Below are 26,681 nucleotides of genomic sequence, written 5' to 3' on the forward strand. Positions count from 1 at the left end.
CGGCGGACGTCTCAGTCCGGCGCGACGCATCGAGTGCGGGGCGCGCACGTCGAGTTTCAACGTGCTGCTGATCCGTTCGGATCAAGCGGTGGTCTCGGCTGGAATGCGACTCGGGTGAGTCGGTCTCGAGACGTTGGTGTGCGCGAGTCAGATGGGTTCGCTGCAGTGCACCAACCAAGAACTATACGCACCCGAAGCGCAGAAGTCCAGCGCAGACCAGGAAGACGGTTCAGGACGCCAGGAACGCGTCCCATCGCGCGCCACCTGCAGCCACGTTGCCGGAGCCGTCGAGCCGAGCAGCTGCCGAGGACGGCTTGCGCGAAGCCTGCGCGTGGATGAGCTCGTCGAACGCGCCGGAGAACCCGAGGCGGGGCAGTGCCGTGGCGACCGCGTGCAGGTCCTCCGTGGACCACCTGGAGAACCCGGCACCGGAGACGTCGAGCGAGGTGGCGACCTCGAGCAGGTGCCCCTCCACGTCGACCGCGGGGTCGACGGAGGTCCACATGTGCCGCTCGATGACCTCGCCGACGCGTCGAGCGCGCGCTGCGTCCCACCCGGCGCCGAGGGCGAAGACGGAGCCCACGGCACCACCAGCGTCTTCGAACGGCACGGCGTGGGCGTCGAACGACGGTGTGACGCCGAGGTCGTGCAGCATCGTCGCGACGAAGAGCAGCTCGGGGTCGGGCTCGAGGTCGACGGTCGGGGCGAGCAGGACCGCCCACGCCCACGAGCGCAGGCAGTGGTTCACCAGGGCGGGGAGGACCAGGTGCGGACGACGTCCAACGCCCGTGCGGCGACGGGGAGGGCGGGGTGAGCAGGGCTTCGACGTCGAGCGGCATGGCACGACAGTAGCGGTGCGACGGAGCCGTAACGGCGCGGAAACGTGCCGGGCCCGAGCCGGAAACAGCGCACCGTTAGCTTTCGGATCACTGAGTACCCGCTCAGCACCCGACCTCCTCCCGAAGGACCTGCACCCATGCAGCACCGCCTCCGGCTGCGCCCCCGCGCGACGATCGTGTCCTCGACACTCGTCGCCGCCGGGGCGATCGGCCTCGCCGCCCTGACCGCCTCGCCGGCTCAGGCAGCACCGACCGCGACGACCGCGACCATCGACGCCCCCACCACCGCGACCGTCGGCACCGCCTTCGACGTCGACCTGACGATCCCGGCGACGACCGACGTCTACGCCTACGAGATCACCCTCGACGCCGACGCGGAGTCCGTGTCGTACGTGGAGGACAGCGTCACCGGTCCCGACGGCGGCTTCGACAGCGTCGAGCAGGACGGCGACGCCCTGACGATCGTGCACACCCGCCTCGGGACCTCCCCGGCACTCAGCGGCGACCTCGCTGCCTCGATCGGCCTGACGCCGACCGCACCGGGCAGCGTCGACCTGGCGGTCACGAGCATCACCCTCGTCGGATCCGACGGCACCTCGACGACCCTCACCGACCCGGCGAGCACCACGATCTCGATCGCAGCAGCGGCGACAGCGACCCCGACGGCCACGCCCACCCCGGGCGCCACCGCCACGGCCGACCCGGGCACCGGCGCGGGCGACCCCGACCCGACGACCACCGCCGGCCCGACCAGCGGCGCCACCGCCGTGGCCGCAGCGGGTGGCGACCGTCCGACCGGCGGCGAACTCGCCTGGACCGGCGCCGACGTCGCGCCGTGGATCGCCGCGTCGCTGGCCCTCCTCGCTGCCGGCGGGACCCTGATCACCCTGCGTGCGCGCCGCGCCCGCCGCGAACGCACCGGAGCAGCCGAATGACCGCCACCAGCCGGAAGCGCTCGGCCGTCGCCGGCGCCTCGCTCATCGCCCTCGTCGGCACCGTCCTCGCCGCGACCCCCGCGATCACCGCCGCAGCAGCACCGGCAGCCGTGGACGCCAGCCCAGCAGCGATGCTCGCGCCGTACTACACGGACCTCGACCTGACCGGCGACGACCAGGTCACGAAGGCCGACCTCGCGGTGCTCACCGAGCACCTCGGTGCGACAAGCGCCAGCGGTGACTGGGCGACGGTCAGCGCCGCGGACTCCGACGCCGATGGCACGATCACCGTCGCGGACGTCGCGGCTCTGTCCCAGCGGATGATCTACGACGACGGTCCGTTCACGCTCGTCGAGGCGTCCACCATCGACATGCAGGCCGCGATGAACGCCGGGGTCACCACCTCGGTCGCCATCACGCAGGACTACCTCGACCGCATCGCCGCGTACGACCGCACGAAGGTCGACTCCGCGTCGACCGGCCGCGCGCTCAACTCGATCGTCACGACGAACGCCGAGGCCCTCGCTGCAGCGAAGACGGCGGACACCGAGCGTGCCGAGCACGGCATGACGAGCATGCTGCTCGGCGTGCCGATCGCGGTGAAGGACAACTACGACACCAAGGACATGCCGACCACGGGCGGCTGCGGCTGCTGGGACGACAACCAGACCGACACCGACGCCACGATGGTCGCCGGACTGCGCGGTGCCGGTGCGGTGATCCTCGCCAAGGCCAGCCTCGACGAGTTCGCCTACGGCTTCGTCTCGGAGTTCTCGTCGAACCAGCCCGCCGGTTCGTCGCTCCTGGTCGCCAGCCCGTACAACACGGCGCAGACCGCCGGTGGCTCCAGCGGTGGTACCGGTGCGGCGATCGCGGCGAACCTCGCCGGCATCGGGTTCGGTACCGACACCGGGGGCTCGATCCGCATCCCGTCGACGTACAACCAGCTCGTCGGCATCCGCCCGACCGTCGGTCTGGCCAGCCGCGACGGCATCATCCCGCTCGCACTGTCGCAGGACACCGGCGGGCCCATCGCCCGCTCGGTGACCGACGCGGCCGTCGCGCTCGACGCCGTCACCGGCGTGGACGCGGCCGACCCCGTCACGAGTGCCCAGTCCGGCAAGGTGCCGACCTCGTACACGTCCTCGCTCGACGCAGACTCGCTCGACGGCGCCCGCATCGGCTACGTCACGTCGATGGTCGGCACGAACGCCACGGCCAAGCGACTGTTTGACGCGTCCGTCGCGAAGCTCGAGGCCGCTGGCGCGACCGTCGTCCCGATCACCGCGACGACGGCATTCAACCGGGTCCTGTCCGAGGGCAGCGGCAGCACCAACGAGTTCAAGCACGACCTGGACGAGTACGTCGCGAAGCACCTCGACCCCGACGTGACCGCCCGGTCGCTGCAGGGCATCCTGGCGTCGGGCGAGTACGTGCCGAGCCGCAAGTCGACCTACGAGTCCCGCGACCTGATCACCGACGCGCAGTACCAGGCGTGGGCCGGGCCGGCGGGGTCGCACACGACGCAGCTCGCCACCGGCAAGCAGCTCGTCACGCAGATGCTCGACGACCAGGACCTCGACTCGCTCATCTACCCGTCGGGCACGCCCTACGGCACGCAGTCGACGAACATGCGTCTGAGCCCGAACACCGGCATGCCGGCGATCACCGTCCCGATGGGGCAGGCGACCGCGGCCGACGGCACGATCACCGGTGCCGGCGTGAACCTCGAGTTCCTCGGCCGCTCGTTCGACGAGAGCACGCTGATCGGCCTCGGCTACGCCTTCGAGCAGGAGACGAAGGCGCGCACCACGCCCGCGCTGTACCCGGCGCTCGGCTGAGCTGAGCGGGTCGCGATCGCGACCACATGCAGACGGGAGGCCCGGTGCCGGCTGGCACCGGGCCTCCCGTCTGTCTGCTCCGTCAGTTCAGGGTCGGGGTGTCCTCCGGCACGACGCCGTCGGCGTACAGGTCGGTCGCCAGGTCGCGGAGCGCCCGCAGCGCGACGCGCTGCGTGAGCGGACCGTACGAGATGCGGGCGACGCCGAGGGCCTCGTACTCGGCGGCGGGCAGGGCTCCCGGCAGACCGATGACCGACAGCTTGCCGCGGCCGAGGCCCGCGACGAGCTGCTCCACGACGTCGCGCTGGATCGCGCCGGGCACGAAGACGAGCGCGGCGCCGTTGTCGAGGAACGCCTTGCCGCGTGCGATGGCGTCCGCGATGCTCTCGTCGATCGGACGGTCGCCGCCGCGGGCGATCGCGTCGGTGCGGGCGTTCAGCTGGAAGTCGACGCCCTCGGCCTGGGCAGCGGCCGTGATCGCTGCGACCCGGGCGACGGCCTCGTCGAAGGGACGCAGGCGGTCCTCGACGTTGGCGCCGACGATGCCGGAGCCGATCGCGCGGCGAATGGTCTCAGCCGGGTCCTCGTAGCCGTCGTCGAGGTCTGCGGTGACCGGCAGGTCGGTCGCGGCGGCCACGATCGCGGCACCCGACAGCGCGAGGTCGAGGGGCATCGCGCCGTCCTCGTAGCCGTACGACGCGGCGATCGAGTGCCCGGCGGTGGCGATCGCCTTCGTGCCGGGCAGGTCGCTGACGACCTTCGCGGTGATCGCGTCCCACACGTTCACGACGCGGAGGATCTCCGGGGCTTCGTGCAGCTGCTTGAGGGTGGTGGCCTTGTCGGCGGTGCTCGTGCTCATGGGACCGACAGTAGGCGGGGCGACGCCCCGCGTCCCAGGGTGCGCGGAAGACGACGCTGGATGACAGGCGGGCTCGCGCCGGGCCTCCCGGTCGGTGCATGCTGGGACGCATGGCGAGCGACGAGCAGGACCCGGTCGGCACGCTCCGCGAGGTCCGTACGAGCATCAAGTGGACGCGGTACGCGCCCGACGTGCTGCCCCTGTTCGTCGCCGAGATGGACCACGACGTCGCGCCGGAGATCCGGCAGGCCCTGATCGAGCGCGTGTCGCAGTCCGACCTCGGTTACCTGGACGGGCCCGGGCCGCTCGCGCCCGCGTTCGCGCAGTTCGCGCTCGACCGCTGGGGCTGGGAGATCGATCCGTCCCGCATCCACCTGGCCACCGACGTCAGCGTGGGGATCGTCGAGTCGCTACGGCTCGCGCTGCCCGACGGCGGCCGCGTCGCGATCACGCCGCCGGTGTACCCGCCGTTCTTCGAGCTCGTCGACGAGGCCCGATGTCGAGGTGGAAGAGGTCCCGCTGCTCGAGCAGTGGGGGCAGTACCGGCTCGACCTCGAGGGACTCGAGCGGGCCTTCGCGAGCGGGGTCGGGGTCTTCCTGCTCTGCAACCCGCACAACCCCGTCGGTCTCGTGCACGACCGCGCCGACCTGCTCGCGATCGCCGAACTCGCGGCGAAGTACGACGTGCTCGTCATCAGCGACGAGATCCACGCACCGTTGACTCACCCGGGCGTGCAGTTCACCCCGTTCGCGGCCGTCGCCGAGCCCGTCGGAGCCCGCAGCGTCTGCGTGACCTCGGCGAGCAAGGGGTGGAACCTCGCGGGCGTGAAGTGCTCGATCATCGTCGCCGGTGACGACCGCACCGCCGCACTCCTCGACACCCTGTGGGAAGAGGTCGCCTGCCGCACGAGCATCCTCGGGCTGCACGCGAACCTCGCCGCGTTCACCGTCGGGACCACCTGGCTCGACGACGTGGTGTCCCGGATCGTGGCCAACGACCGGCTGCTCGCGAAGCTCCTCGCCGAGCACCTGCCCGGCGTTGTCTACACGCGGCCGCGCGCCGGGTACCTGGCGTGGCTCGACTTCCGGGGGATCGGGCTCGGCGACGACCCGGCCGTTCCACTGCGCGAGAACGCCTACGTCGCGCTGAACTCCGGGCTCGGGTTCGGGAGCGAGGGGCGCGGGTTCGTCCGCCTCAACCTGGCGTGCTCACCGGAGACCCTGCGCGAGGCCGTGTTCCGCATCGCCTCGGCGTACCCGTCGAGTGCGCAGGAGGGCTGGTCTGGCACGTCGCGTGAGCGCTCGGGTCAGTCGACGTACTGGTTGCGCCCGACGACGCGGATCTGCAGCTCGTCGGTGCGGTCCATCGCCAGGATCTCGCGGGCGACGAAGCCGACGGCCGGCCAGCGGTCGACCTCGGTGACCATGAAGCCGTCGATGAACACCTGCCACGCGCCGCGCTCACGGACCGCCTGCACCTCGTACGTCGCCATGTCGCGAGCGTACCGAAACGGCTCTGCCTTCAGCGCAGTTCGAGCGTCATGTGCACGTCGGCGCGGACGTACGGGCTCGGCATGAGCTCGTCGTCGCGCAGGTGTCGGAAGCCGAACGCCTCGTACAGGTGCACGGCGCTGGCCAGCTGTGCGTTGCTCTCGAGGTCGATCCGCTGCGCGCCGAGCTCCCGGGCGCGGTCGAGTGCAGCGGCGATGAGCTTGCGCCCGGTGCCGTGCCCCTGGTGGCCGGCAGCGACGGCCATCTTCACGAGTTCGAACACCCCCGGGGTCGTCGGCACGATGCCGATGCACCCGATCACCTGGTCGTCGAGTCGCGCGACGAAGACGGCGCCGCCGGGCTCGATGACGTGACCGACGGGGTCCCCGAGGAACTTGCGGTCCTCGTCCTCGAGCGCGAAGAACTGCGTGATCCAGGCCTCGTTGAGGACGCGGAACGCCTCGGCGTCAGCGGGGGTGGCGAGGTCGGCGATGGTGACGGTGGAGGTCGCTTCGGGCATGGCTCCATCCTCCGACCCGGATGAGGTCTCGTCCAATACTCGTTCGCTTCGATCGATAGGCTGCGTGCATGAATCGGGATCCGGACGTCGACCTCCGCCAGCTCCGGGCGTTCCTGGCCGTGGCCGACGAACTGCACTTCGGGCGCGCTGCCGAACGCCTCCGCATCGCGCAGCCCGCGCTGTCCCAGCAGATCCGCCGCACGGAGCGCGAGCTCGGCGTCGACCTGTTCGTCCGGACGAGCCGCAGCGTCGCCCTCACCGCCGCCGGCCAGGCGCTGCAGGGGCGTGCGCGGTCGTTGCTCGGGCAGGTGCGCCGTGACCTCGACGAGACGGTCCGGGTGGGGCGGGGTGAGGCCGGCCGGCTCGACGTCGGGTTCGTCGTCTCCGCGCTGCCCCTCGGGCCGATCGAGCGCGTGCAGGCGTTCCGTGCGCGGTACCCGCTGGTCCGTGTGGACCTGACCGAGGGCTACTCGTCGACGCTCCTCGCCCGGATCGTGCGGGGCGAGCTGGACCTGGCCGTCGTGCGCGACCCGGACCCGGACCCCGCTGTGCGGCTGCTGCCGTTCCGGACCGAGGCGTTCGTCGCGGCGGTCCCGCGCGGACACCGGCTCGCGGGCCGTGCGGCCATCCGCGGCACCGAGCTCGTGGACGAGCCGTTCGTGTTCTTCCCGGCCGTGGCCGGTTCGCTCGCGACCGAGCGGAACCTCGCCCCGGTCACCGCCGGTGGCCGACGGCCCGTGGTCGTGCAGGAGGCCACGACCTGGGCCACCGTCCTGCACCTGGTGGGTGCGGGACTCGGCGTGACCGTCGCTCCGGAGAGTGCCGCGCTCGCCGCACCGGACACCGTCGTGCTGCTGCCGCTGACCGACAGCGATCACCGCAGCGAGCTGTCGTGGGCGATGCGCGCCGACGACGACCGCGAGATCCTGCGGAACTTCGTCGAAGCCGACTGAGCGACGTCGGCAGGAAGCGCTCCGCTCAGCCGAGCGCGAGGACCGGCGCCCGGTGGTCGCCGAGCTCGTCGACGTGCCACGGCCGTGCACCCCGCAGGGTCAGCCCGAGCTGCACGAGCACGAACCCGACGTGGGGTTCGACGTCCGGGTCCCACGGCCCCTCGACCCCGAGGCCGAACGCACCGAGTTCGTCGTCGGCCTCGTCGCGCAGGGTGAGGCGCCAGCGGCCGTCGCCGAGCTCCTCGACCACGGCCCAGCGGGCGGTGCCGAAGCGGCTCACGCCGACTTCATGATGTCCGCGGTGAAGTTCTGGACGCGCTGCAGCAGCGAGGCACCGCGCATCGCGATCGTCGCCGGCGGGTTGAGGTGCGGAGGAGCGGTGCGGATGAGCATCGAGCACCCGAGGTCCTCGCAGATGTAGGTGCCGATCGTGTTGCCGTTGCGCCCGGCCTCGCCCGCACGGGGAGCCGAGAACAGCCGCACCTGCGTCGCCGGCTGTGGGGAGTGGCAGAACGAGCACATCGCGGCGATGCCGGCGCGCAGGGACCCACCCGCGGAGCGGACGATGATGCCCACGGGGCGGTCGTCGATCCAGGACACGATGTACCCGCGGCGGGCGGCCTGCGGGTCGCGCCAGCCCAGGAACTCGCGCTCGTCCCAGAGCATCTCGTGCAGGCCGGGGATCGGCAGCTGCTCGAGCTCGTCGGGGGTGGCGTTGACGAACGAGGATCGGATGTCGGCTTCGGTCAGTGGCTTCACGGTCCGATCACCATATGCCTCGCCTCCGACACGTGCTCGCTCAGGACAGACGGGAGGCGCGGATCGCCCCGAGCGCGCTGCTCTCGTCCGCCACCAGGACGGCCCGGCGCAGGGCGTCGCGTCCGACCCGTCGGGCCGCGGCGTCGTCAGCGGCGAACTCCACGAGGACGCGCGTCGAGCGCGCCATGGCGCGCGCACCGGGCACCCACGGGACCGCACGCTCGATCGATTCGGCGACCGCGACCGCAGCCGCGTGGTGCTGAGTCAGGTGGGCGCGCTCGTGGGCGACCACCGCCTCCAGTTCGTCCGTCCGCAACCGGTCTGCCAAGCCGGTGCTGACCAGCACACCGCCGCTCCGCCCGGGCACCGCGCAGGCCAGGGCGTGGTCCGCGTCGACGACGGCCACCGGGGTGCCGTCGATCTCGCGGTGCGGCGCGACGCCGGAGCGCATGGCCTGACGGACGGCCTCGTGTTCGGGCCCGGGCCGGACGCGCACGGCGACGACGAACGCGATGACCGCGAGCAGTGCGACGCCGACGTTGAAGCCGTGCGTGGGGGAGCCGTCGCCGCCGAGGAGCTCGGTGAGCGGGCGGTCGGCGAGCACGACGAGCGCGATGCCGGCGACGAACCCGACGACGCCGAGGAGCACCGCGAGCGACCAGCACACCAGGGCGGTGCGCGGCCGGTCGATGGTCCAGGCGGACCGGGTGAGCACCCTCGGGGCGAACACGACCACCAGCAGGGCGAGGACGATGAGCGCGATGCCGGCGACGACCACGGAGCGGCCCCGGTCAGGAACGTGCGCGGGCGTCGAGGGCGCGGCGCAGGGCCTCGAGGTCGTCGGAGGCGAGCGAGCCGGTGAACTGCAGCAACGCTGCTTCACGGTCGGCCGAGGCGGCGAGCGCACTCGACATGAGGGACGCGGTCTGTTCGTCGCGACTGTGCACGGCACGGAAGCTCAGCGGGGCGTCGTCGTGCTCCTGCCGCTCCACCTGCCCCTTGCGGCCGAGCCGGTCGAGGACGGTGAGCACCGTGGTCAGCGCCGGTCGGGGCTCCGGGAAGGCATCGAGCACCTGTCGTGCGGTGAGGCCGTCGGTCACGGAGCGGAGCGCGTCGAGCACCGCTTGCTCGAGCTGCCCCCTGGGGCGTGATCGCTGTCCGGCCATCCCCGCATTCTACGAGATGTCGAAGGCCGGCACGCGACACACGTTCGTAACGCGGTCTCGGTATGCTCGGCGCGGACAACTGAACACACCGGCCGCTCATCCGTCGCGGGAGACGCCGTGCAGTGCCCACGGGCACATCGTGCCCTCGGGCGCGCGCACGGCACCGAAGGAGCAATCCCCCGTCAATCTCTCAGGTCCCACACCGCAGCGGACAGGCCACTCTGAAAAGCAGACGCTCAGTCGTCTCGCCCACGGTGAAAGCCGCCGGACCTCACGGGCCGCGGTGAAACTCTCAGGCCCATGACAGAGGGGAGTTCCACCCGGCGATCGTCGCCGGGCCCTGCTGATGCCAGGAGAACTCCGCCATGAGTCCGACGCCACTGCGTTCGTCCCCGCTCGAACCCGCGCACGAAGCCGCCGGTGCGACCTTCACCGACTTCGCCGGGTACCGCATGCCCGTGCGCTACTCGTCCGACCTCGCCGAGCACCACGCGGTGCGCCAGTCGGCCGGGGTCTTCGACCTGTCGCACATGGCCGAGATCGGCGTCACCGGTCCGGACGCCGTCGCGTTCCTCGACCACGCGCTCGCCGGGTCGTTCGGTGCGATGCCACTCGGCCGCGCGAAGTACTCCCTGCTGCTCGCCGAGGACGGCGGGATCCTCGACGACCTCGTCGTGTACCGCACCGACGACGACGTGTTCCTCGTCGTCGCGAACGCCTCGAACCGCGAGGTCGCCGTCGCCGCGCTATCCGCGCGCACCGACGGCTTCGACGTCGCGGTGTCGGACGACTCGGACAGCACCGCACTCGTCGCGATCCAGGGCCCCGCGGCCGCCGGCACGCTCGACGCCCTCGTCGTCGCCGACCGCCTGCAGCCGGAGAGTCCGCTCGACGACCTCGGCTACTACCGCGCCCTGCACGCCGTGTTCGACGGCTCCGAGGTGCTCGTCGCCCGCACCGGGTACACCGGCGAGGACGGCTTCGAGCTGTACAGCGCACCCGAGGTCGCCCCGGCGATCTGGGACGCGCTGCTCGAGGCCGGCGCCGACCGCGGTGTCGTCCCCGCCGGACTCGCAGCGCGCGACACCCTGCGGCTCGAGGCCGGCATGCCCCTGTACGGACACGAGCTCGGCACCGACGTGCGCCCCGCCCAGGCAGGCCTCGGCCGCGTGGTCGCGAAGACCGGTGACTTCGTCGGCGCTGCCGGTGTCGCGCCGTCGAACGACGCCCGCGTGCTCGTCGGGCTCGTCACCGAGGGCCGCCGCGCCCCGCGTGCCGGCTACGACGTGGTGCACGACGGCACGGTCGTCGGCACCGTCACCTCGGGTGCCCTCTCGCCGACGCTCGGCCACCCGGTCGCGATGGCCTTCGTGGACCCGGCGCTCGCCACCGAGGGACAAGTCCTGCACATCGACGTCCGCGGAACGGCCATCCCCAGCACCGTCACCGCGTTCCCCTTCTACCGCCGTCCTCAGAAAGGCTGATCCCGTGAGCGACCAGACCGCACTCCAGTACACCGCCGACCACGAGTGGCTCCTCGTCGAGGGCGACACCGTCACCGTCGGCATCACCGACCACGCCGCCGAGCAGCTCGGTGACGTCGTCTACGTCGAGCTCCCCGCCGTCGGCACCGCCACCACCGCGGGCGAGCAGATCGGCGAGATCGAGTCCACCAAGAGCGTCGGTGAGCTCTTCGCGCCGATCGAGGGCGAGGTCGTCGCGGTCAACGACGCCGTGGTCGACGCCCCCGACACGGTCAACCAGGACCCGTTCGGCACCGGCTGGCTCGTCAAGATCAAGGTCGACGGCACCTCGTTCCCCGAGGACCTGATGGACCACGACGCGTACCGGGCGTCCATCGCATGACCGGCCCCGACGACCAGCAGGTGTTCCAGAACCTGCAGACCTCGTTCGCCGACCGCCACATCGGCACCACCCCGGCCGACCAGCAGACGATGCTCGACACCGTGGGCCGGCCGTCGCTCGACGCCCTGGTCCGCGCCGCGATCCCGGAGTCGATCCACGCAGCACCCGTCACCGACTCGGTGATCCCCGCCGCCGTCGGCGAGACCGAGGCGCTCGCCGAACTCCGCGCCAAGGCCGGCCGCAACACCGTCCGCCGCGCCATGATCGGGCTCGGGTACCACGGCACCCACACCCCCGCCGTGATCCAGCGGAACGTGCTCGAGAACCCGAGCTGGTACACGGCCTACACGCCGTACCAGCCGGAGATCTCCCAGGGCCGGCTCGAAGCGCTCATCAACTTCCAGACGATGGTCTCCGACCTGACGGGCATGGCCACCGCCGGCGCCTCGATGCTCGACGAGGGCACCGCTGTGGTCGAGGGCATGCTCCTCGCCCGCCGCGCCTCCAAGGTGAAGGGCGACGCGTTCCTGGTCGACGACGACCTGCTGCCGCAGACCCGCGCGCTGCTCGACCACCGCGCCGACGCCGTCGGCATCACGCTGCGTGCGTTCGACCCCGTCACCGGGCCGACCGACGAGCAGCTCGACGGCGCCTTCGGCGTGATCGTGCAGTACCCCGGTGCCTCCGGCCGGATCGTCGACCCGTCGTCGATCATCGAGCGCGTCCACGCCGGTGGCGGCATCGCCGTCGTCGCGGCCGACCTGCTCGCCATGACCCTGCTCGCCAGCCCCGGTGACCTGGGTGCCGACGTCGCCGTGGGGACGAGCCAGCGCTTCGGCGTCCCGCTCGGCTTCGGCGGCCCGCACGCCGGCTACCTCGCCGTGCGCGCCGGGCTCGAACGCCAGCTGCCCGGTCGCCTGGTCGGGGTGTCCTTCGACGCCGACGGTGCGATGGCCTACCGCCTCAGCCTGCAGACCCGCGAGCAGCACATCCGCCGCGAGAAGGCGACGAGCAACATCTGCACCGCGCAGGTCCTGCTCGCCGTGATGGCCTCGATGTACGCCGTCTACCACGGGCCCGAGGGGCTGCGCTTCATCGCGAACCGGGTCGCCCGGACGACGTCGGCGCTCGCCGCGGTCGCCCGCGACGCCGGGCTCGAGGTCGTGCACGACGCGTTCTTCGACACGCTCACCCTGCGGGCCACCGGTCGCGCCGGGGCGGTCGTCGCCGCAGCGCAGGACGCCGACTTCCTGCTGCACCAGGTGGACGAGGACGTGTTCCAGCTCTCCGTCGACGAGACGACCACGCCCGACGACGTCACCCGACTGGCGGGCGTGTTCGGGGCCGTGGACGTGACCGTCCCCGCGACCGAGGCGGCCGTGCGGGACGCGGCCACGGGCCTCCCGGCCGGTCTGCTGCGCGCGAGCGAGTACCTGACGCACCCCGTCTTCAGCGCCCACCGCAGCGAGACCCGCATGATGCGGTACCTGAAGCACCTGGCGGACAAGGACTACGCGCTCGACCGGGGCATGATCCCGCTCGGGAGCTGCACGATGAAGCTCAACGCGGCGACCGAGATGGCCGCGGTGACGTGGCCGGAGTTCGCGAACATCCACCCGTTCGCGCCGCGCGGCGACGTCGAGGGCTACCTCGACATGATCGGTGACCTGGAGTCCTGGCTGGCCGAGGTCACCGGGTACGACACCGTGTCCCTGCAGCCGAACGCGGGCAGCCAGGGCGAGCTCGCCGGACTCCTCGCGATCCGCGGGTACCACCTGGCGAACGGCGGCACCGAGCGCACCGTCTGCCTCATCCCGTCGAGCGCGCACGGTACGAACGCCGCGTCCGCGGTGCTCGCCGGCATGCAGGTCGTCGTGGTCGCCTGCGACGAGAACGGCAACGTCGACCTCGCCGACCTCCGGGCGAAGACCGCGCAGCACGGCGACCAGCTCGCCGCGCTGATGATCACGTACCCGTCGACCCACGGCGTGTACGAGCACGACATCCGCGAGATCTGCGACGCCGTGCACGACGCCGGCGGCCAGGTCTACGTCGACGGCGCGAACCTCAACGCGCTGCTCGGCCACGCCCGCTTCGGCGACTTCGGCGGCGACGTCTCCCACCTCAACCTGCACAAGACCTTCTGCATCCCGCACGGCGGCGGCGGACCCGGTGTCGGTCCGGTCGCGGCGAAGGCGCACCTGGCGCCGTACCTGCCGGGGCACCCGTTCGCCCAGCAGGCCGACCGACGGCCGGGTCGACCGCGGCCGAGGCCGACGACCGCCTGGCGCACGCCGGCGGTCCGGTCAGCGCGGCACCGTACGGCAGCCCGAGCATCCTGCCCATCACGTGGACGTACGTCCGGATGATGGGGCTCGAGGGCCTCACCCGTGCGACCGAGGCAGCCGTGCTCGGGGCGAACTACATCGCGGCTCGACTGCGCGACGCGTTCCCGGTGCTCTACACGGGCGAGGACGGCCTCGTGGCGCACGAGTGCATCCTCGACCTGCGACCGTTGCGCGACACCACCGGCATCACCGTCGACGACGTCGCGAAGCGGCTGGTCGACTACGGCTTCCACGCCCCGACCATGTCGTTCCCGGTCGCCGGCACCCTGATGGTGGAGCCGACCGAGAGCGAGGACCTGGCCGAGCTCGACCGGTTCGTCGACGCGATGCTCGCCATCCGTGCCGAGGCCTCGGCCGTGGAGCGCGGGGAGTGGCCGGCGGACGACAACCCGCTCGTGCACGCCCCGCACACGGCGTCGTCGGTGATCTCGGGGAGTGGGCGCACGCCTACACCCGCGAGCAGGCCGTCTACCCGCTGCCGGGCATCAGTGGCCGCAAGTACTGGCCGCCGGTGCGCCGGATCGACCAGGCCTACGGCGACCGCAACCTGGTGTGCGCGTGCCCGCCGGTGGAGGCGTTCGCCTAGCGACCCGCGTCCACCGGTGTGACGGGCAGGTGCTCCGCCCACCACGCGAGGACGTGCTCGAACCGCTGTACGCGGTGCCACGGCGTGCCGGAGCGGGAGAGCTCGTGGCCCTCGCCCGGGAACACGAGGAACGACGCGTCGACCCCCGCGCGCCGGAGGGCCACGAACTGGCGCTGCCCCTGCTCGATCGGGCAGCGCCAGTCGGCTTCCGAGTGCGCGACCATGAACGGGATGGTGACCTGCGCGGCGTAGGTCAGCGGGCTCCGTCGACGCTGCTCTTCCGGGTCGGCGCCCACGTACGCGTCGGCGAAGTACCAACCGATGTCGGAACTGCCCGCGAACGAGTCCCACGCGTTCACGGCGCGCTCGCTCCACGCGGCGACGAACCGCTCGCCGTGGTGGGCGGCGACCCAGCTCGTCATGAACCCGCCGTACGAGCCGCCCATGATGCCGACGCGTGCCGCGTCGAGGTCGGGGCGCTCGAGCGCTGCGTCGAGCAGGGCGAGCACGTCGTCGACGTCGACGGTGCCCATCGCCCCGATGACCGCGCGGCCGTGGTCGAGCCCGTAGCCACCGGATCCGCGCGGGTTGCCGATGACCACGGCGTACCCGGCGCTGGCATAGACCTGCGCCTCGTCGAAGAACGCCCAGGTGTCCTGGCCGAACGGTCCGCCGTGCACCACCCGGAGGACGGGATGCGGCCCCTCGCCTTCGGGCAGGACGACCCAGCCGTGCACCGGGTTACCGTCCGGAGCGGTGCCGGTGAGCTCCTCGATGCGGCGGACACCGGGGGCCGATGCCTCGGACCGGAGCGGGGCCGCGTAGTCGGTGAGCACCGTCGGGAGGGCATCGTCGGTCACGGTCAGGTCGACCACGTGGACCTCGCCGGGCGAGTCCGTCGTGGCAGCCGTGGCGACCAGGACGTCCCCGTCGACGTCGAAGCCCGAGACGACCAGACGGCCGCCGAGGACGACCCCGAGCTCGTCGAGCCGGAGCGGGGCCGTCGTGACGGCGGGGACACGACGGACGGTGACGGTGCCGCGGTCGAGCACCTGCACGAGGACGTCGTCGCGGTGGAACGCCGGCGTCCCGGAGACGTCGACCGTCTCGCGGGCGGTCAGTCGGACCGGTTCGGAGTCGTGCGCCGCGACCCACAGCCCTTCGGGTTCGCCGACCAGCCGCCCGTCGCGGTGCGACGCCCCGACGTAGTGGACGGTGCCGTCCGGGGTGATCGCGATCGAGCTGACCGAGCCCTCGGTCCGGATCGCCAGCGCCATCGTGCCGTCGGACGTGTCGACGCGGTACAGGTCGTCGTCGTGGGTCTCACGCGCACCGAGGTCCCGCGGGGCGACGACGAGGAGCGCGCCGCCGTCCGGGTACCAGGCCGGTGCGGAGACCGAGCAGGGCGCGCTCGTGAGCGGGAGTCCACCGGTGCCGCTGCGGGGTCGGTGACGTCGACGACCACGATCTGCTGCGGCTTGTCGAGCAGGTACCCCGTGCCGTCGACGTGGAAGTCGAGTCAGGACACGAGCCGCGGCGCCTCGGCGTCCGCCGCCGGACGACGGTCGCCGCCGGGGACCTCGGAGCCGTAGCGGCCGGGTTCGGGGAAGCGTGCGGTCACGGCGACGCGTGTCGAGTCGGGCGACCAGACCGGGGTGCCGGCGCCGAGCGGCAGGGCGGTGACCACGCGGGCCTCGCCGCCGTGCACCGGCGCCACGGCGAGCTGTGGGTGTGCGACGCCGTGGTCGTCCTCGACGGACCGGAGGAAGGCGAGGGCGCGACCGTCGGGGGACAGGGCCGGCGACGAGTCGCGGTCGCCGGACGTCCAGCGGACCGCGCCCTCGGTGGTCACGCGTTCGATGGTGCTGCGGTACGCGTCCTGGTCGAGGTCCGGACGGGCGACCGCGACGAAGGCAGCTCCGCCGTTCCCGGGATCACCGCTGACGGTGGGGGAGGAGGGGACGTGGAGATGGGGGATGTCGTTCGCGAGCACGTGTTCACGGTACGGCTGGTGCGGCGCGGATGCCCGGGTCCTGAGGGGGCCTCGGAACAGTTCTTCCTTGCACAGAACTGTGTCGCAGTGCAACGAATTTCATGCAGATGCAACAAAAGCGCGAGGGCGTTCAGCAAGCGCGCGAATCTTGCATCTTCTCGCAAGGATCGTGCAAGTTGGTTACCGGCTTGTAACCGTTCGCTCCAGGGTTTGGAGGCTGCTGTCCACCTTGCCTACAGTGCAGATGTCAAACGCGCCCGGGTGACACCGCCGTGCCCTTGCGCGTCCCATGCACCAGGAGGAACCTTGATCAAGAAGCGCGCCGGGCTTGCAGCCCTCGCCGTGCTCGGGGCCACAGCACTCGCCCTGACCGCCTGCTCCAGCAACAGCAACAGTGGGGGTGGCTCGGGCTCGTCCAACGCCTCCGGCATCGTCACGACCAACGGCAGCGAGCCGCAGAACCCGCTGATCCCGTCGAACACCACCGAGACCGGTGGCGGCAAGATCATCGACTCGCTCTTCGAGGGCCTCGTGTCCTACGACGCCGACGGCAAGTCCGTCAACGAGGTCGCGAAGAGCATCGACACCGATGACTCGAAGACCTTCGACATCAAGCTGAACACGAACTACACGTTCACGAACGGCGAGAAGGTCACCGCGGAGTCCTTCACCAAGGCCTGGAACTGGGCCGCGCAGAAGTCGAACGCCCAGGGCGCCAGCTACTTCTTCGAGAACATCGAGGGCTACGACGCCGACAAGGACTCGGAGCTCACGGGCCTCAAGGTCGTCGACGACGACGAGTTCACCGTCACGCTGAAGTCGGCCCAGTCGGACTTCCCGCTGTCGCTCGGCTACTCGGCGTTCGTGCCGCTGCCGTCCTCGTTCTACGACGACACCAAGGCGTTCGGTGAGAACCCGATCGGCAACGGTCCGTACAAGCTCGACGGCAAGAAGGCCTGGACGCACAACCAGTCCATCAAGCTCGTCACCAACAAGGACTACGAGGGCAAGCGCAAGCCGAAGAACGGTGGTCTGACGATCACGTTCTACGCCTCGCAGGACACCGCGTACTCCGACGCGCAGGGCGGCAACCTCGACGTCCTCGACGCCGTGCCGGACAGCGCCTTCAAGACGTACAAGTCGGACTTCCCGGACTCGAACGTCAACCAGCCGGCCGCCATCTTCCAGGCGATCTACCTGCCGTACTACCTCGACCACTGGAAGGGCGAGGAAGGCACGCTGCGTCGTGAGGCCGTCTCGATGGCCATCAACCGCAAGCAGATCACCGACAAGATCTTCGACGGCACGCGCACCCCGGCGAAGGACTTCACGTCGCCGGTCATCGCGGGCTGGAACGACGACCTCGACGGCTCCGACGTCCTGGACTACAACGAGTCCGAGGCCAAGAAGCTGTGGGCCGAGGCCGACAAGATCTCGAAGTACGACGACACCCTCACCATCACGTACAACGCCGACGGTGGGCACGAGGCGTGGGTGACCGCGGTCACGAACTCGATCTCGAACACGCTCGGCATCAAGGCCGAGGGCAACGCGATCCCGACGTTCCAGGAGGCCCTCGACCTCCAGACGAACGACAAGCTCACGGGCGGCAGCCGCACCGGTTGGCAGGCCGACTACCCGTCGCTGTACAACTTCCTCGGCCCGACCATGGGTGAGGGCTCGTCGAACAACTACTCGCGGTACGACTCCAAGGAGTACAACGAGCTGCTCGCCGAGGGCCGTTCGGCCGCCACGGTCGAAGAGGGCAACAAGGCCTTCGACCAGGCCCAGGAGCTCCTGTTCAAGGACCTCCCGGAGATCCCGCTCTGGTACTCGAACGTCACCGGTGTCTGGAACGCCGACAACGTGTCCAACGTGAAGTTCGGCTGGAACTCGGTGCCGCTGTACTACGACATCGAGGTCAAGAAGTAACACCGCTCTCCTCGAGAGCACCGCGTGGGCAGGTATCCTGCCTCGCGACCACCGGACGGGGGTTCGGGGACCGCAACGGTCCCCGAACCCCGTACCACGGCGGCAACACCTTCCCCCACCACATCGGGCGCCGCCGCCCGAACCGGACATCCGTGCCGACCCTCGGAACGTCCACCCCTCACCACAATGAACCTGATCGACATCGCTCCGGACCGGGCAGGGATCTGATGCTCTGGTACCTCGGAAAGCGCCTCCTGCAACTCATCCCCGTGTTCTTCGGGGCCACGTTCCTCATCTACTTCATGGTGTTCTCGCTGCCCGGCGACCCCATCGCAGCGCTGTTCGGCGACCGCCAGCCGTCGCCGCAGGTCATCGAGACCCTGCGCCAGCAGTACAACCTGGACAAGCCGTTCATCGTCCAGTACCTGCTCTGGATCGGCGGCGTGTTCCGTGGCGACCTCGGCGTGACCTACTCCGGTCTGCCGGTCAGCCAGCAGCTCGCCTCCGCGTTCCCGATCACCGCTCGTCTCGCGATCCTCGCGCTCGTGTTCGAGGCCGTCGCCGGCATCGTCGTCGGTGTCATCGCGGGTCTGCGCAAGGGCAAGCTGTTCGACGCCACCGCGCTCGTCGTCTCGCTCCTGCTCATCTCGGTGCCGACCTTCGTCGTCGGGTTCGTGCTGCAGTACGTGTTCGGCATCAAGCTCGGGTTGTTCCGGGTCACGGTGTCCGGGCAAGCGCCCTGGGACGAACTGATCCTGCCGGCGATCGTCCTGGCGTCCGTGTCGTTCGCCTACATCGTGCGGCTCACCCGCGCGAGCGTGGCCGAGAACACCACGGCGGACTTCGTGCGCACCGCGACCGCGAAGGGCCTGCCCCGTCGTCGTGTGGTGGGCGTGCACATCTTCCGGAACTCGCTCATCCCCGTGGTGACCTACCTGGGTGTCGACATCGGCAACCTGATGGTCGGTGCGATCGTCACCGAGGGCATCTTCAACATCAACGGTGTCGGCGGCACGGTCTTCCGCGCCGTCAAGCTCGGCGAGGGCCCGACGGTGGTCTCCTTCGTCGCCGTGATGGTCATCATCTTCATGCTCGCCAACCTCCTGGTGGACCTGCTCTACGCCGTCCTGGACCCGAGGATCCGCTATGCCAAGTAACGCCGCACCCCGCTCGGCGACGCACTTCGTCGCCCCGCTCGAGGAAACGCCCCTGCAGGCGATCGACCAGGTCAACGAGGACGAGAAGACCCGTTCCCTGTGGACCGACGCCTGGGAGTCCATGCGGACCCGTCCGACGTTCTGGATCTCCTCGATCCTGATCCTGCTGATCATCGTGGTCGCGGTCTTCCCGGGGCTCTTCGCCCACGTCGACCCGCGTGCGTCGAACCTCGACAACAGCGACGGCGGACCCGAGGCCGGGCACATCCTCGGCTTCACGCGTCAGGGTTCCGACGTCTACGCCCGCGTGATCTGGGGCGCCCAGAACTCGCTCATCGTCGGCATCGTCGCGACGGTCCTGGTGTCGCTCGTCGGCATCGTGATCGGTGCGCTGGCCGGCTTCTACGGCGGCTGGCTCGACACGATCGTGTCCCGCATCGGTGACATCTTCTTCTCGATCCCCACCGTCCTCGGTGCGATCGTGATCATGTCGGTCATCCCCGCGCGGAACGCGATCACCGTCGCGCTCGTGCTCGCTGCGTTCGCCTGGCCGCAGATCGCCCGCATCATGCGTGGTGCCGTCCTGAGCGCCAAGCAGGCCGACTACGTCATGGCGTCGGCGGCCCTGGGCGTCAGCCGGTTCAAGACGCTCGTGCGCCATGTCATCCCGAACTCGCTGGCTCCCGTCATCGTGGTCGCGACCGTGTCGCTCGGCACGTTCATCGTGGCCGAGGCGACCCTGTCGTTCCTCGGCATCGGACTGCCGCCGTCGGCCCTCAGCTGGGGTCTCGACATCGGCACGGCGCAGACGTCGATCCGCACCAACCCGTCGACGATCTTCTGGCCGTCGGCCGCGCTGTCCATCACCGTGCTCGCGTTCCTGCTCCTCGGTGACGTGGTGCGCGACGCGCTCGACCCGAAGGCGAGGGCCCGCCGATGAGCGAGACGCTGACCAACCCCACCGGCCGACGCACCAACGCCGACGGCGCTCCGCTGCTCGAGATCCGCGACCTGCAGGTCGGCTTCAAGACGCAGTCCGGTCTCGTGCAGGCCGTGCGCAGTGTCGACCTCACCCTCGAGCAGGGCGAGCGTCTGGCCATCGTCGGCGAGTCCGGTTCCGGCAAGTCGACGAGCGCCCAGGCGATCATCAAGCTGCTGCCCGGCACCGGGCAGGTCACCGGCGGGTCGATCAAGTTCAACGGGCGCGAGCTCGTCGGGCTGAGCGACAAGGAGATGTCCGAGATCCGCGGGAAGGAGATCGGCTACGTCCCGCAGGACCCGATGTCGAACCTCAACCCGCTGTGGTCGATCGGTTTCCAGGTCGAGGAGGCGATCCGTGCGAACGGCATGGCCACCGGCAAGAAGGCCGTCCGCGACCGCGCGATCGAGGTCCTGAAGGAAGCCGGCCTCGGCGACGCCTCGACCCGCCTCAAGCAGTACCCGCACGAGTTCTCCGGCGGTATGCGGCAGCGCGTGCTCATCGGCATCGGTCTGTCGAGCCGCCCGCAGCTGCTCATCGCCGACGAGCCGACGAGTGCGCTCGACGTCACGGTCCAGCGCGTCATCCTCGACCACCTCGAGAGCCTGACCCGCGACTTCGGCACCTCGGTGCTGTTCATCACGCACGACCTCGGCCTCGCCGCCGAGCGCGCCGAGAAGCTCGTCGTGATGTACAAGGGCCAGGTCGTCGAGGCCGGTCCCTCGAAGGAGATCCTGGCCAACCCGCAGCACCCGTACACGCAGCGCCTGGTCGCTGCGGCGCCCTCGCTCGCGAGCCGCCGCATCCAGTCGAAGGTGCAGCACGAGCGCATCGAGATCGCCGACGCCGGCAGCGACGACGCCGAGCTCATCGCCCGGGCGCAGGAGCGAGAGCACCGTCCGGCCGAGGACCTCATCGTGGTGAAGAACCTCGAGAAGATCTACAAGCTGCGTGGCAAGAGCCTCGCCACCCGCGAGCTCAAGGCCGTCGACGACGTGTCGTTCGCGATCCCGAAGGGCACCACCACGGCGCTCGTCGGTGAGTCCGGCTCGGGCAAGTCGACCGTCGCCAAGCTGGTGCTGCAGCTCGAGGAGCATCTCGAGCGGCACCGTGCAGTTCGACGGCATCGACATCGGCGCGCTGAAGGGCAAGGACCTCTTCGACTTCCGCCGCCGCGTGCAGCCGGTGTTCCAGGACCCGTACGGCTCGCTGGACCCGATGTACAACGTCGGGAACACGATCGCCGAGCCGCTCGCCACGCACAAGGTGGGCGACAAGGCGTCGCGTCGGGCCCGCGTGCTCGAGCTGCTCGACCAGGTCGCGCTGCCGAAGTCGATGGTCAACCGCTACCCGAACGAGCTCTCGGGTGGGCAGCGGCAGCGCATCGCCGTCGCCCGCGCGCTCGCACTCAAGCCGGAGGTCATCGTCCTCGACGAGGCCGTCTCCGCGCTCGACGTGCTCGTGCAGGGGCAGATCCTCGACCTGCTGACGGAGCTGCAGACCGAACTCGGCCTGACCTACCTGTTCATCACGCACGACCTGGCGGTCGTCCGCCTGGTCGCGGACAACGTGTGCGTCATGCGGCAGGGCAAGATCGTCGAGAAGGCGACGACCGACGAGGTCTTCGCCGCCCCGAAGGAGCAGTACACGAAGGACCTCCTGGCCGCCATCCCCGGCGCCGGGTTCGAGTTCGGACGCTGATCCTGCTGGACACGAACGAGGCCGGACGTCCCGTCGTCCTCCGCGCTGGTCGCGGAGGCGCCGTGGCGGCCGGCCTCGTAGCCGTCCTGGGCCTCTTCCTGCTGGTCGACGCGGCCGTGCGCGGCAGCTGGATCGTGGTGCTCGACGCCGTCGGACCGATCGCCGTGCTCGTCTGGGTCCTGTGGGTGCTCACGTACCGCCCGTGCATCCGTATCGACGACACGGCCGTCACCGTCGTCAACCCGCTCCGCCGCACCGTGGTGCCGTGGCACGCGGTCGCCGACGTCAAGCTCCGCTGGCAGATCGTCATCGAGACGGTCGCGGGCCGTCGCGTGCAGTGTTGGGGCGGCCCGTCGCTGCCGCGGCCGAAGCCGGCCCGGCGCGGCGAGCGTGCTGTGCTGCGCCAGCCGGACGAGATGACCGTGCTGCTCGACCGGTGGGCTGAGCAGCGTGCCGTCGCCGGTGACGGCGACGCCGTGCGCGGCTGGGACCGCCCCGCCGTCATCGTCGGCGCGGTCGCGCTGGCGCTCCTCGTGGTCTCGCTGCTGAGCCTGACGCTGGGCGGCTGACGCGGCTCGCGATCGCGACGACAAGACGGACGGGAGGCCCGTTGCCAGCTGGCAACGGGCCTCCCGTCCGTCTGCTGGTCACGTCCACCACGTGACCCGCGTCGTCAGACGACCGCGCCGACCCGCTCGGTGAGCAGGTGCTCCTGGTCGGTCTGGATGCACGCGACGCCGCGGCCGTGCACGTCCTGCAGGCGCGGATCCACGGTGCGGCACTGTTCCTGCCGGCCCTCGTCGAGGAGCTGGTAGAGCGGGCAGCGGGTGCGGAACCGGCAGCCGTCGATGCGCTCCGTGGGCGAGGGCAGGTCGCCGTCGAGCAGGATCCGCCCGCGGGCGGCCTCGGCGGACGGGTCCGGCACTGGCACGGCCGACAGCAGCGCCCGCGTGTACGGGTGCTGCGGGTCCGAGAACACCTTGTCGCCGTCGCCGTACTCGACGATCCGCCCGAGGTACATGACCGCGACGTCGTCGGCGATGTGCCGGACGACGGACAGGTCGTGCGCGACGAACAGGTACGACAGGCCGAGGCGGTGCTTCAGGTCCTCGAGCAGGTTGATCACGCCGGCCTGCACCGAGACGTCGAGCGCCGAGACCGGCTCGTCGAGCACCAGGATCTTCGGCTCGACGATGAGCGCCCGCGCGATGCCGATGCGCTGCCGCTGGCCGCCGGAGAACTCGTGCGGGTACCGGTCGATGTAGCTCGGCTCGAGCCCGACGAGCTCCAGGACCTCGCGGACCCGGCGGCGGATCTCGTCCTTCGCGACGCCGTGCACCGTCAGCGGTTCACCGATCACCGAACCGATGTCGAGCCGGGGGTCGATCGACGCCATCGGGTCCTGGAACACGACCTGGATGTCGCGGCGGATCGCCAGGCGGTCCTTCTTCGACAGCGATGCGGTGTCGACGCCGTTCACCCGGATGGTGCCCTGCTGCGCGCCGGCGAGCTCGAGGATCTCCATGATCGTGGTGGTCTTGCCGCAGCCGGACTCACCGACCAGGCCGAGCACCTGCCCGCGCTTCAGCGTCAGGGAGATGCCGTCGACCGCGTGCACCTCGCCGATCTGCCGGCGGAAGAGCGCGCCCTTGGTAAGCGGGAACGTCTTGACGACGTCGGTGAGCTCGAGGACGACGTCGTCGCCGTGGTCGACCGCGGCCTCGGGGATGTCCTCGGGGCGGGGAAGATCTCCGACCGCTCGAGGGTGCCCGCCGCGATCTCGTCGCGACGGATGCACGCGGCGGTGTGGTCGTCGAGCAGCGTGCCGTTGCCGATCGTCGGGACGGTCCCGGTCAGGACCGGGTTGTCACCGCTCTGCGGGACGGTCGGCTCGACCAGCGCGGGCTCGCCGTCGCGGCAGGCGTCGATGACCGCGGGGCAGCGGTCGGCGAACGGGCAGCCGGTCGGCTTCTGCGTGAGCAGGGCGGGCGGCCCTCGAGCGGGACGAGTCGTTCGGTGCGGGCCGCGGTCATGTTCGGCATCGAGCGGAGGAGCCCGATCGTGTACGGCATGACGGGCTCGCGGAAGAGCGGCTCGACCGGAGCCGTCTCGACGATGCGGCCCGCGTACATCACGGCGACGCGGTCCGCGTTGCCGGCGACGACACCGAGGTCGTGCGTGATGAGGACGACGGCGGCGCCGGTCATGTCCTTCGCCGTCTGCAGCACGTCCAGGATCTGCGCCTGGATCGTCACGTCGAGCGCGGTGGTCGGTTCGTCGGCGATGATCAGCTTCGGGTCGTTCGCGATGGCGATGGCGATCATCGCGCGCTGCCGCATGCCGCCGGAGAACTCGTGCGGGAACGCGTCGAGGCGCCGAGCGGGGTTCGGGATGCCGACGACGCGCAGCAGCTCCTCGGCGCGGGTGCGGGCGGCGTGCTGGGTGAGGGAGCGGTCGTGCAGTCGCAGCCCCTCGATGATCTGCTGGCCGATCGTGTACACGGGCGTCAGGGCGGACAGCGGGTCCTGGAACACCATCGCGATGTCGCCGCCGCGCAGGCGGGACATCTCGCGGTCGTTCTTGCCGAGGAGCTCCTGGCCGTCGAAGCGGATGCTGCCCTCGACGTGGGCGGACGACGGGAGCAGACCCATCACGGCCATCGAGGACACCGACTTGCCGGAGCCGGACTCGCCGACGATCCCGAGGAACTCGCCGGGGGCCACCGTGTAGTCGACCCCGCGGACGGCGTAGACGGGCTTGGTCTTCGGGTTGAACGTGACCGACAGGTCGGACACGGTCAGCAGCGGCTCAGTCACGGTTGGCTCCGGAGGTGGGGTCGATGGCGTCGCGCAGGGCGTCGCCGAGCAGGCTGGTCGAGAGCACGGTCGCGACGAGGGTCGCGGCGGGCAGGACGAACAGCCACGGGCGGGTGACGGCGGACTGGCTGCCGGCGGCGAGCAGGGTGCCGAGCGAGACGTCGGGGATCTGGATGCCGAAGCCGAAGAAGCTCAGCGAGCTCTCCGCCAGGATCGCGGCCCCGACGCCGAGCGTCGCGTCGATGATGAGCAGGGACGCCACGTTCGGCAGGATGTGCCGTCGGATGATCGTGAACGCCGGGACGCCCATGAAGCGGGCGGCCTTGACGTAGTCGCGTTCGCGCAGGGACATCGTCTGGCCGCGGATCACGCGCGCCATCACCATCCAGCTGAACACCGCGAGGCCGACGATGAGCGCCACCCACGTCAGGTTCTTGAACACCGGGCTCAGGAGCACGAGCGCGTAGAACGAGGGGATCACGAGCAGCAGGTCGATGACCCACACGAGCACGCGGTCCACGGTGCCGCCGAAGTAGCCGGCGATCGCACCGACGATGCCGGCGATCAGCGTCGCGGCCGGACCGGCGATGAGGCCGATGAGCAGCGACTTCTGCAGGCCGACGAGCGTCTGCGCGTAGATGTCCTGGCCGATGTCGTTCGTGCCGAACCAGTGCGCGGCGCTCGGCGGCATGCCGAACGCCAGACCGTCGGAGTCGACGGCGTTCCAGTGGTACAGGTGCGGGCCGACGAAGGCCCACAGCAGGATGAGCAGCAGGGCGCCGCCACCGATGCGGGCACGCCAGGTGCCGAACACCTTGCGCCAGAGCGGCGTGCGGCCGCCCTTGACCTCGATGACGTGCGCCGGGGTGCCGGCGTTGCCGTCACCGGGGTCGCCGGCGGTGGTCGTGGTCGTGGGGTCGAGAACAGACACGGGTCACACCCTCACTCGCGGGTCGAGCGCGGCGTAGAGCAGGTCCGCGAGGGTTCCTGCGATGAGCACGAGGATCGCCGTGAAGAGGATCGTGCCCGAGGCCGCGTTGATGTCGTTGTTGGTGATGCCCTGGACGAAGTACTCGCCCATGCCGTGCCAGCTGAAGACCAGCTCGGTGATGCTCGCGCCGGTCAGGATCAGCCCGAACGAGTACGCGAAGAACGTCGACATCGGGATGAGGGCGACGCGGACGCCGTGGCGCATGATGGCCGATCCGCGCGTCCGGCCCTTCGACCGCGCGGTGCGGATGAAGTCGTTCGACAGCACGTCGAGCATCGCGGAGCGCTGGTACCGCGAGTACGTGGCGACGGCGCCGATGGTCAGCGAGATCGTGGGTAACAACAGGTGGATCAGCCGGTCGCCGAGCACCGGGAAGAACCCGTTCACCCCCGGCGTGTACTCACCCGTGAACCGGATCACCTGGGTGCCGAGCCCCTGGTTCATCGCGGTCGCGAGGATCATCAGGACGACCGCGATGACGAAGGTCGGGGTGGCGAGCACGGCGAACGACAGGTACGTCGAGACCTGGTCCGACGTGCGGTACTGGCGGACGGCGTTCCACACGCCGAGCAGCACCCCGAGGATCGCGCCGAGCAGCGTGCCGATGACCAGCAAGCGCAGGCTCGTGCCGGAGCGGGCGACGATGTCGGCAGTGACCTCGGTGCCGCGGGTGCTCATGCCGAGCGACCCGTGCGTGACGAGGTTCGACCACCAGGTCCACGTCCGGACGATGAGCGGGGTGTCCGGATCGGCACCGAGCTTCCGCAGGGACGCGTCGATCGTGCCCTGCGGCACGGCCGGGTTGCGGCCCAGGAACCGGGCAGCCGGGTTCAGCGTGCTGCTGGCGAGGATGTAACCGAGGGTCGTCGCGACGATCGTCAGGACGATGTAGTTGACGATCCGCTTTGCGATGAAGGCAAGCATGTACTGGGACCTCGTGGGGTGCGGC

General features: G+C 70.6%; 21 protein-coding genes, 3 pseudogenes and 2 riboswitches. Of the genes and pseudogenes, 12 read left to right on the forward strand and 12 right to left on the reverse strand.

The window, feature by feature from the left end; genetic code table 11:
* Positions 1-229: 229 nt before the first annotated feature.
* Positions 230-748 carry an HD domain-containing protein gene (locus ACZZ0J_RS17660; protein WP_463437878.1) on the reverse strand — a complete coding sequence of 173 codons (519 nt, stop codon included), beginning with the start codon at positions 746-748 and terminating at the stop codon, positions 230-232.
* A 228-nt stretch (positions 749-976) separates the two neighbouring features.
* Here ACZZ0J_RS17660 and ACZZ0J_RS17665 point away from each other — a divergent pair, with 228 nt between their 5' ends.
* Entirely contained in the window at positions 977-1,774 is a 798-nt protein-coding gene (locus ACZZ0J_RS17665) for a hypothetical protein (protein ID WP_463437879.1), read from the forward strand.
* Positions 1,771-3,615, forward strand: coding sequence for an amidase family protein (locus ACZZ0J_RS17670; protein ID WP_463437880.1), 1,845 nt, complete (start codon positions 1,771-1,773; stop codon positions 3,613-3,615). The genes ACZZ0J_RS17665 and ACZZ0J_RS17670 overlap by 4 nt, the downstream gene beginning before the upstream one ends.
* Before the next feature lie 82 nt (positions 3,616-3,697).
* Here ACZZ0J_RS17670 and ACZZ0J_RS17675 read toward each other — a convergent pair whose 3' ends face one another.
* Positions 3,698-4,474, reverse strand: coding sequence for an isocitrate lyase/PEP mutase family protein (locus tag ACZZ0J_RS17675; protein ID WP_463437881.1), 777 nt, complete (start codon positions 4,472-4,474; stop codon positions 3,698-3,700).
* A 504-nt stretch (positions 4,475-4,978) separates the two neighbouring features.
* Between ACZZ0J_RS17675 and ACZZ0J_RS17680 the strand changes: the two genes are divergently transcribed.
* Entirely contained in the window at positions 4,979-6,052 is a 1,074-nt protein-coding gene (locus ACZZ0J_RS17680; protein WP_463437882.1) for a MalY/PatB family protein, read from the forward strand.
* Here ACZZ0J_RS17680 and ACZZ0J_RS17685 read toward each other — a convergent pair.
* A complete protein-coding gene (locus tag ACZZ0J_RS17685) occupies positions 5,997-6,485 on the reverse strand; it encodes a GNAT family N-acetyltransferase (protein ID WP_463437883.1) in 489 nt (162 codons plus the stop codon). The genes ACZZ0J_RS17680 and ACZZ0J_RS17685 overlap by 56 nt on opposite strands.
* Before the next feature lie 68 nt (positions 6,486-6,553).
* Between ACZZ0J_RS17685 and ACZZ0J_RS17690 the strand changes: the two genes are divergently transcribed.
* Positions 6,554-7,438, forward strand: coding sequence for a LysR substrate-binding domain-containing protein (locus ACZZ0J_RS17690; protein ID WP_463437884.1), 885 nt, complete (start codon positions 6,554-6,556; stop codon positions 7,436-7,438).
* A gap of 25 nt (positions 7,439-7,463) precedes the next feature.
* Here ACZZ0J_RS17690 and ACZZ0J_RS17695 read toward each other — a convergent pair whose 3' ends face one another.
* From ACZZ0J_RS17695 to ACZZ0J_RS17710, 4 genes are read right to left on the reverse strand one after another with little or no spacing between them, the layout of a single operon-like run.
* Positions 7,464-7,718, reverse strand: a complete 255-nt coding sequence (locus ACZZ0J_RS17695) for a hypothetical protein (protein ID WP_111084959.1) — start codon at positions 7,716-7,718, stop codon at positions 7,464-7,466.
* Positions 7,715-8,197 carry an FBP domain-containing protein gene (locus tag ACZZ0J_RS17700; protein ID WP_123673093.1) on the reverse strand — a complete coding sequence of 161 codons (483 nt, stop codon included), beginning with the start codon at positions 8,195-8,197 and terminating at the stop codon, positions 7,715-7,717. The genes ACZZ0J_RS17695 and ACZZ0J_RS17700 overlap by 4 nt, the downstream gene beginning before the upstream one ends.
* Before the next feature lie 40 nt (positions 8,198-8,237).
* Positions 8,238-8,975: a M48 family metalloprotease gene (locus ACZZ0J_RS17705; protein WP_111084961.1), complete on the reverse strand. Its 738-nt coding sequence runs from the start codon at positions 8,973-8,975 to the stop codon at positions 8,238-8,240.
* Between the two features lie 13 nt (positions 8,976-8,988).
* Positions 8,989-9,363, reverse strand: a complete 375-nt coding sequence (locus tag ACZZ0J_RS17710) for a BlaI/MecI/CopY family transcriptional regulator (protein WP_111084962.1) — start codon at positions 9,361-9,363, stop codon at positions 8,989-8,991.
* A 96-nt stretch (positions 9,364-9,459) separates the two neighbouring features.
* Positions 9,460-9,578: riboswitch (glycine riboswitch) on the forward strand.
* Positions 9,579-9,680, forward strand: a riboswitch (glycine riboswitch).
* 48 nt (positions 9,681-9,728) lie between these two features.
* Between ACZZ0J_RS17710 and gcvT the strand changes: the two genes are divergently transcribed.
* From gcvT to gcvP, 3 genes and pseudogenes are all read left to right on the forward strand, one after another.
* The gene (gene gcvT / locus ACZZ0J_RS17715) at positions 9,729-10,847 is read left to right on the forward strand and encodes a glycine cleavage system aminomethyltransferase GcvT (RefSeq protein ID WP_194648254.1); all 1,119 of its coding nucleotides are present in this window, start codon (positions 9,729-9,731) and stop codon (positions 10,845-10,847) included.
* A gap of 4 nt (positions 10,848-10,851) precedes the next feature.
* Positions 10,852-11,229 carry a glycine cleavage system protein GcvH gene (gcvH, locus tag ACZZ0J_RS17720; protein ID WP_123294121.1) on the forward strand — a complete coding sequence of 126 codons (378 nt, stop codon included), beginning with the start codon at positions 10,852-10,854 and terminating at the stop codon, positions 11,227-11,229.
* A pseudogene (gene gcvP, locus ACZZ0J_RS17725) lies at positions 11,226-14,163 on the forward strand (aminomethyl-transferring glycine dehydrogenase). The gene gcvH and the pseudogene gcvP overlap by 4 nt, the downstream one beginning before the upstream one ends.
* On the opposite strand, the gene ACZZ0J_RS17730 reads toward gcvP, so the two are convergent.
* Positions 14,160-15,440 (reverse strand): alpha/beta hydrolase family protein, encoded by a 1,281-nt coding sequence (locus ACZZ0J_RS17730; RefSeq protein ID WP_463437885.1) that lies wholly within the window; start codon positions 15,438-15,440, stop codon positions 14,160-14,162. The pseudogene gcvP and the gene ACZZ0J_RS17730 overlap by 4 nt on opposite strands.
* 242 nt (positions 15,441-15,682) lie before the next feature.
* A complete protein-coding gene (locus ACZZ0J_RS17735; RefSeq protein ID WP_463437886.1) occupies positions 15,683-16,156 on the reverse strand; it encodes a TolB family protein in 474 nt (157 codons plus the stop codon).
* A gap of 306 nt (positions 16,157-16,462) precedes the next feature.
* Here ACZZ0J_RS17735 and ACZZ0J_RS17740 point away from each other — a divergent pair, with 306 nt between their 5' ends.
* The 5 genes and pseudogenes from ACZZ0J_RS17740 (at position 16,463) to ACZZ0J_RS17760 (ending at position 22,494) form a co-directional block, all read left to right on the forward strand.
* Positions 16,463-18,088: a peptide ABC transporter substrate-binding protein gene (locus tag ACZZ0J_RS17740; protein ID WP_194648252.1), complete on the forward strand. Its 1,626-nt coding sequence runs from the start codon at positions 16,463-16,465 to the stop codon at positions 18,086-18,088.
* Positions 18,089-18,315: 227 nt separating this feature from the next.
* Positions 18,316-19,245 (forward strand): ABC transporter permease, encoded by a 930-nt coding sequence (locus tag ACZZ0J_RS17745; protein WP_111084968.1) that lies wholly within the window; start codon positions 18,316-18,318, stop codon positions 19,243-19,245.
* Positions 19,235-20,185 (forward strand): ABC transporter permease, encoded by a 951-nt coding sequence (locus ACZZ0J_RS17750; protein ID WP_111084969.1) that lies wholly within the window; start codon positions 19,235-19,237, stop codon positions 20,183-20,185. The genes ACZZ0J_RS17745 and ACZZ0J_RS17750 overlap by 11 nt, the downstream gene beginning before the upstream one ends.
* A pseudogene (locus ACZZ0J_RS17755) lies at positions 20,182-21,925 on the forward strand (dipeptide ABC transporter ATP-binding protein). Before ACZZ0J_RS17750 ends, ACZZ0J_RS17755 begins: the two are co-directional and overlap by 4 nt.
* 62 nt (positions 21,926-21,987) lie before the next feature.
* On the forward strand, positions 21,988-22,494 hold the full coding sequence (locus ACZZ0J_RS17760; RefSeq protein WP_123340696.1) for a PH domain-containing protein: 507 nt from the start codon (positions 21,988-21,990) through the stop codon (positions 22,492-22,494).
* Between the two features lie 104 nt (positions 22,495-22,598).
* Here ACZZ0J_RS17760 and ACZZ0J_RS17765 read toward each other — a convergent pair.
* From ACZZ0J_RS17765 to ACZZ0J_RS17775, 3 genes and pseudogenes are all read right to left on the reverse strand, one after another.
* Positions 22,599-24,741, reverse strand: a pseudogene (locus ACZZ0J_RS17765) (dipeptide ABC transporter ATP-binding protein).
* On the reverse strand, positions 24,734-25,672 hold the full coding sequence (locus tag ACZZ0J_RS17770) for an ABC transporter permease (protein ID WP_123340697.1): 939 nt from the start codon (positions 25,670-25,672) through the stop codon (positions 24,734-24,736). The pseudogene ACZZ0J_RS17765 and the gene ACZZ0J_RS17770 overlap by 8 nt, the downstream one beginning before the upstream one ends.
* A gap of 3 nt (positions 25,673-25,675) precedes the next feature.
* Positions 25,676-26,656, reverse strand: a complete 981-nt coding sequence (locus ACZZ0J_RS17775) for an ABC transporter permease (protein WP_123340698.1) — start codon at positions 26,654-26,656, stop codon at positions 25,676-25,678.
* Positions 26,657-26,681: the final 25 nt, after the last annotated feature.

The organism is Curtobacterium sp. AC272 (genome assembly GCF_979258155.1).

Bases quoted from the DNA above. Each gene is read 5' to 3' on its own strand.
- ACZZ0J_RS17730 (WP_463437885.1), bottom strand. From the start codon at position 15,440: ATGGCGCTGGCGATCCGGACCGAGGGCTCGGTCAGCTCGATCGCGATC.
- ACZZ0J_RS17690 (WP_463437884.1), top strand. From the start codon at position 6,554: ATGAATCGGGATCCGGACGTCGACCTCCGCCAGCTCCGGGCGTTCCTG.
- ACZZ0J_RS17745 (WP_111084968.1), top strand. From the start codon at position 18,316: ATGCTCTGGTACCTCGGAAAGCGCCTCCTGCAACTCATCCCCGTGTTC.
- ACZZ0J_RS17750 (WP_111084969.1), top strand. From the start codon at position 19,235: ATGCCAAGTAACGCCGCACCCCGCTCGGCGACGCACTTCGTCGCCCCG.
- ACZZ0J_RS17710 (WP_111084962.1), bottom strand. From the start codon at position 9,363: ATGGCCGGACAGCGATCACGCCCCAGGGGGCAGCTCGAGCAAGCGGTG.
- ACZZ0J_RS17685 (WP_463437883.1), bottom strand. From the start codon at position 6,485: ATGCCCGAAGCGACCTCCACCGTCACCATCGCCGACCTCGCCACCCCC.
- ACZZ0J_RS17670 (WP_463437880.1), top strand. From the start codon at position 1,771: ATGACCGCCACCAGCCGGAAGCGCTCGGCCGTCGCCGGCGCCTCGCTC.
- ACZZ0J_RS17775 (WP_123340698.1), bottom strand. From the start codon at position 26,656: ATGCTTGCCTTCATCGCAAAGCGGATCGTCAACTACATCGTCCTGACG.
- ACZZ0J_RS17665 (WP_463437879.1), top strand. From the start codon at position 977: ATGCAGCACCGCCTCCGGCTGCGCCCCCGCGCGACGATCGTGTCCTCG.
- gcvT (WP_194648254.1), top strand. From the start codon at position 9,729: ATGAGTCCGACGCCACTGCGTTCGTCCCCGCTCGAACCCGCGCACGAA.
- ACZZ0J_RS17675 (WP_463437881.1), bottom strand. From the start codon at position 4,474: ATGAGCACGAGCACCGCCGACAAGGCCACCACCCTCAAGCAGCTGCAC.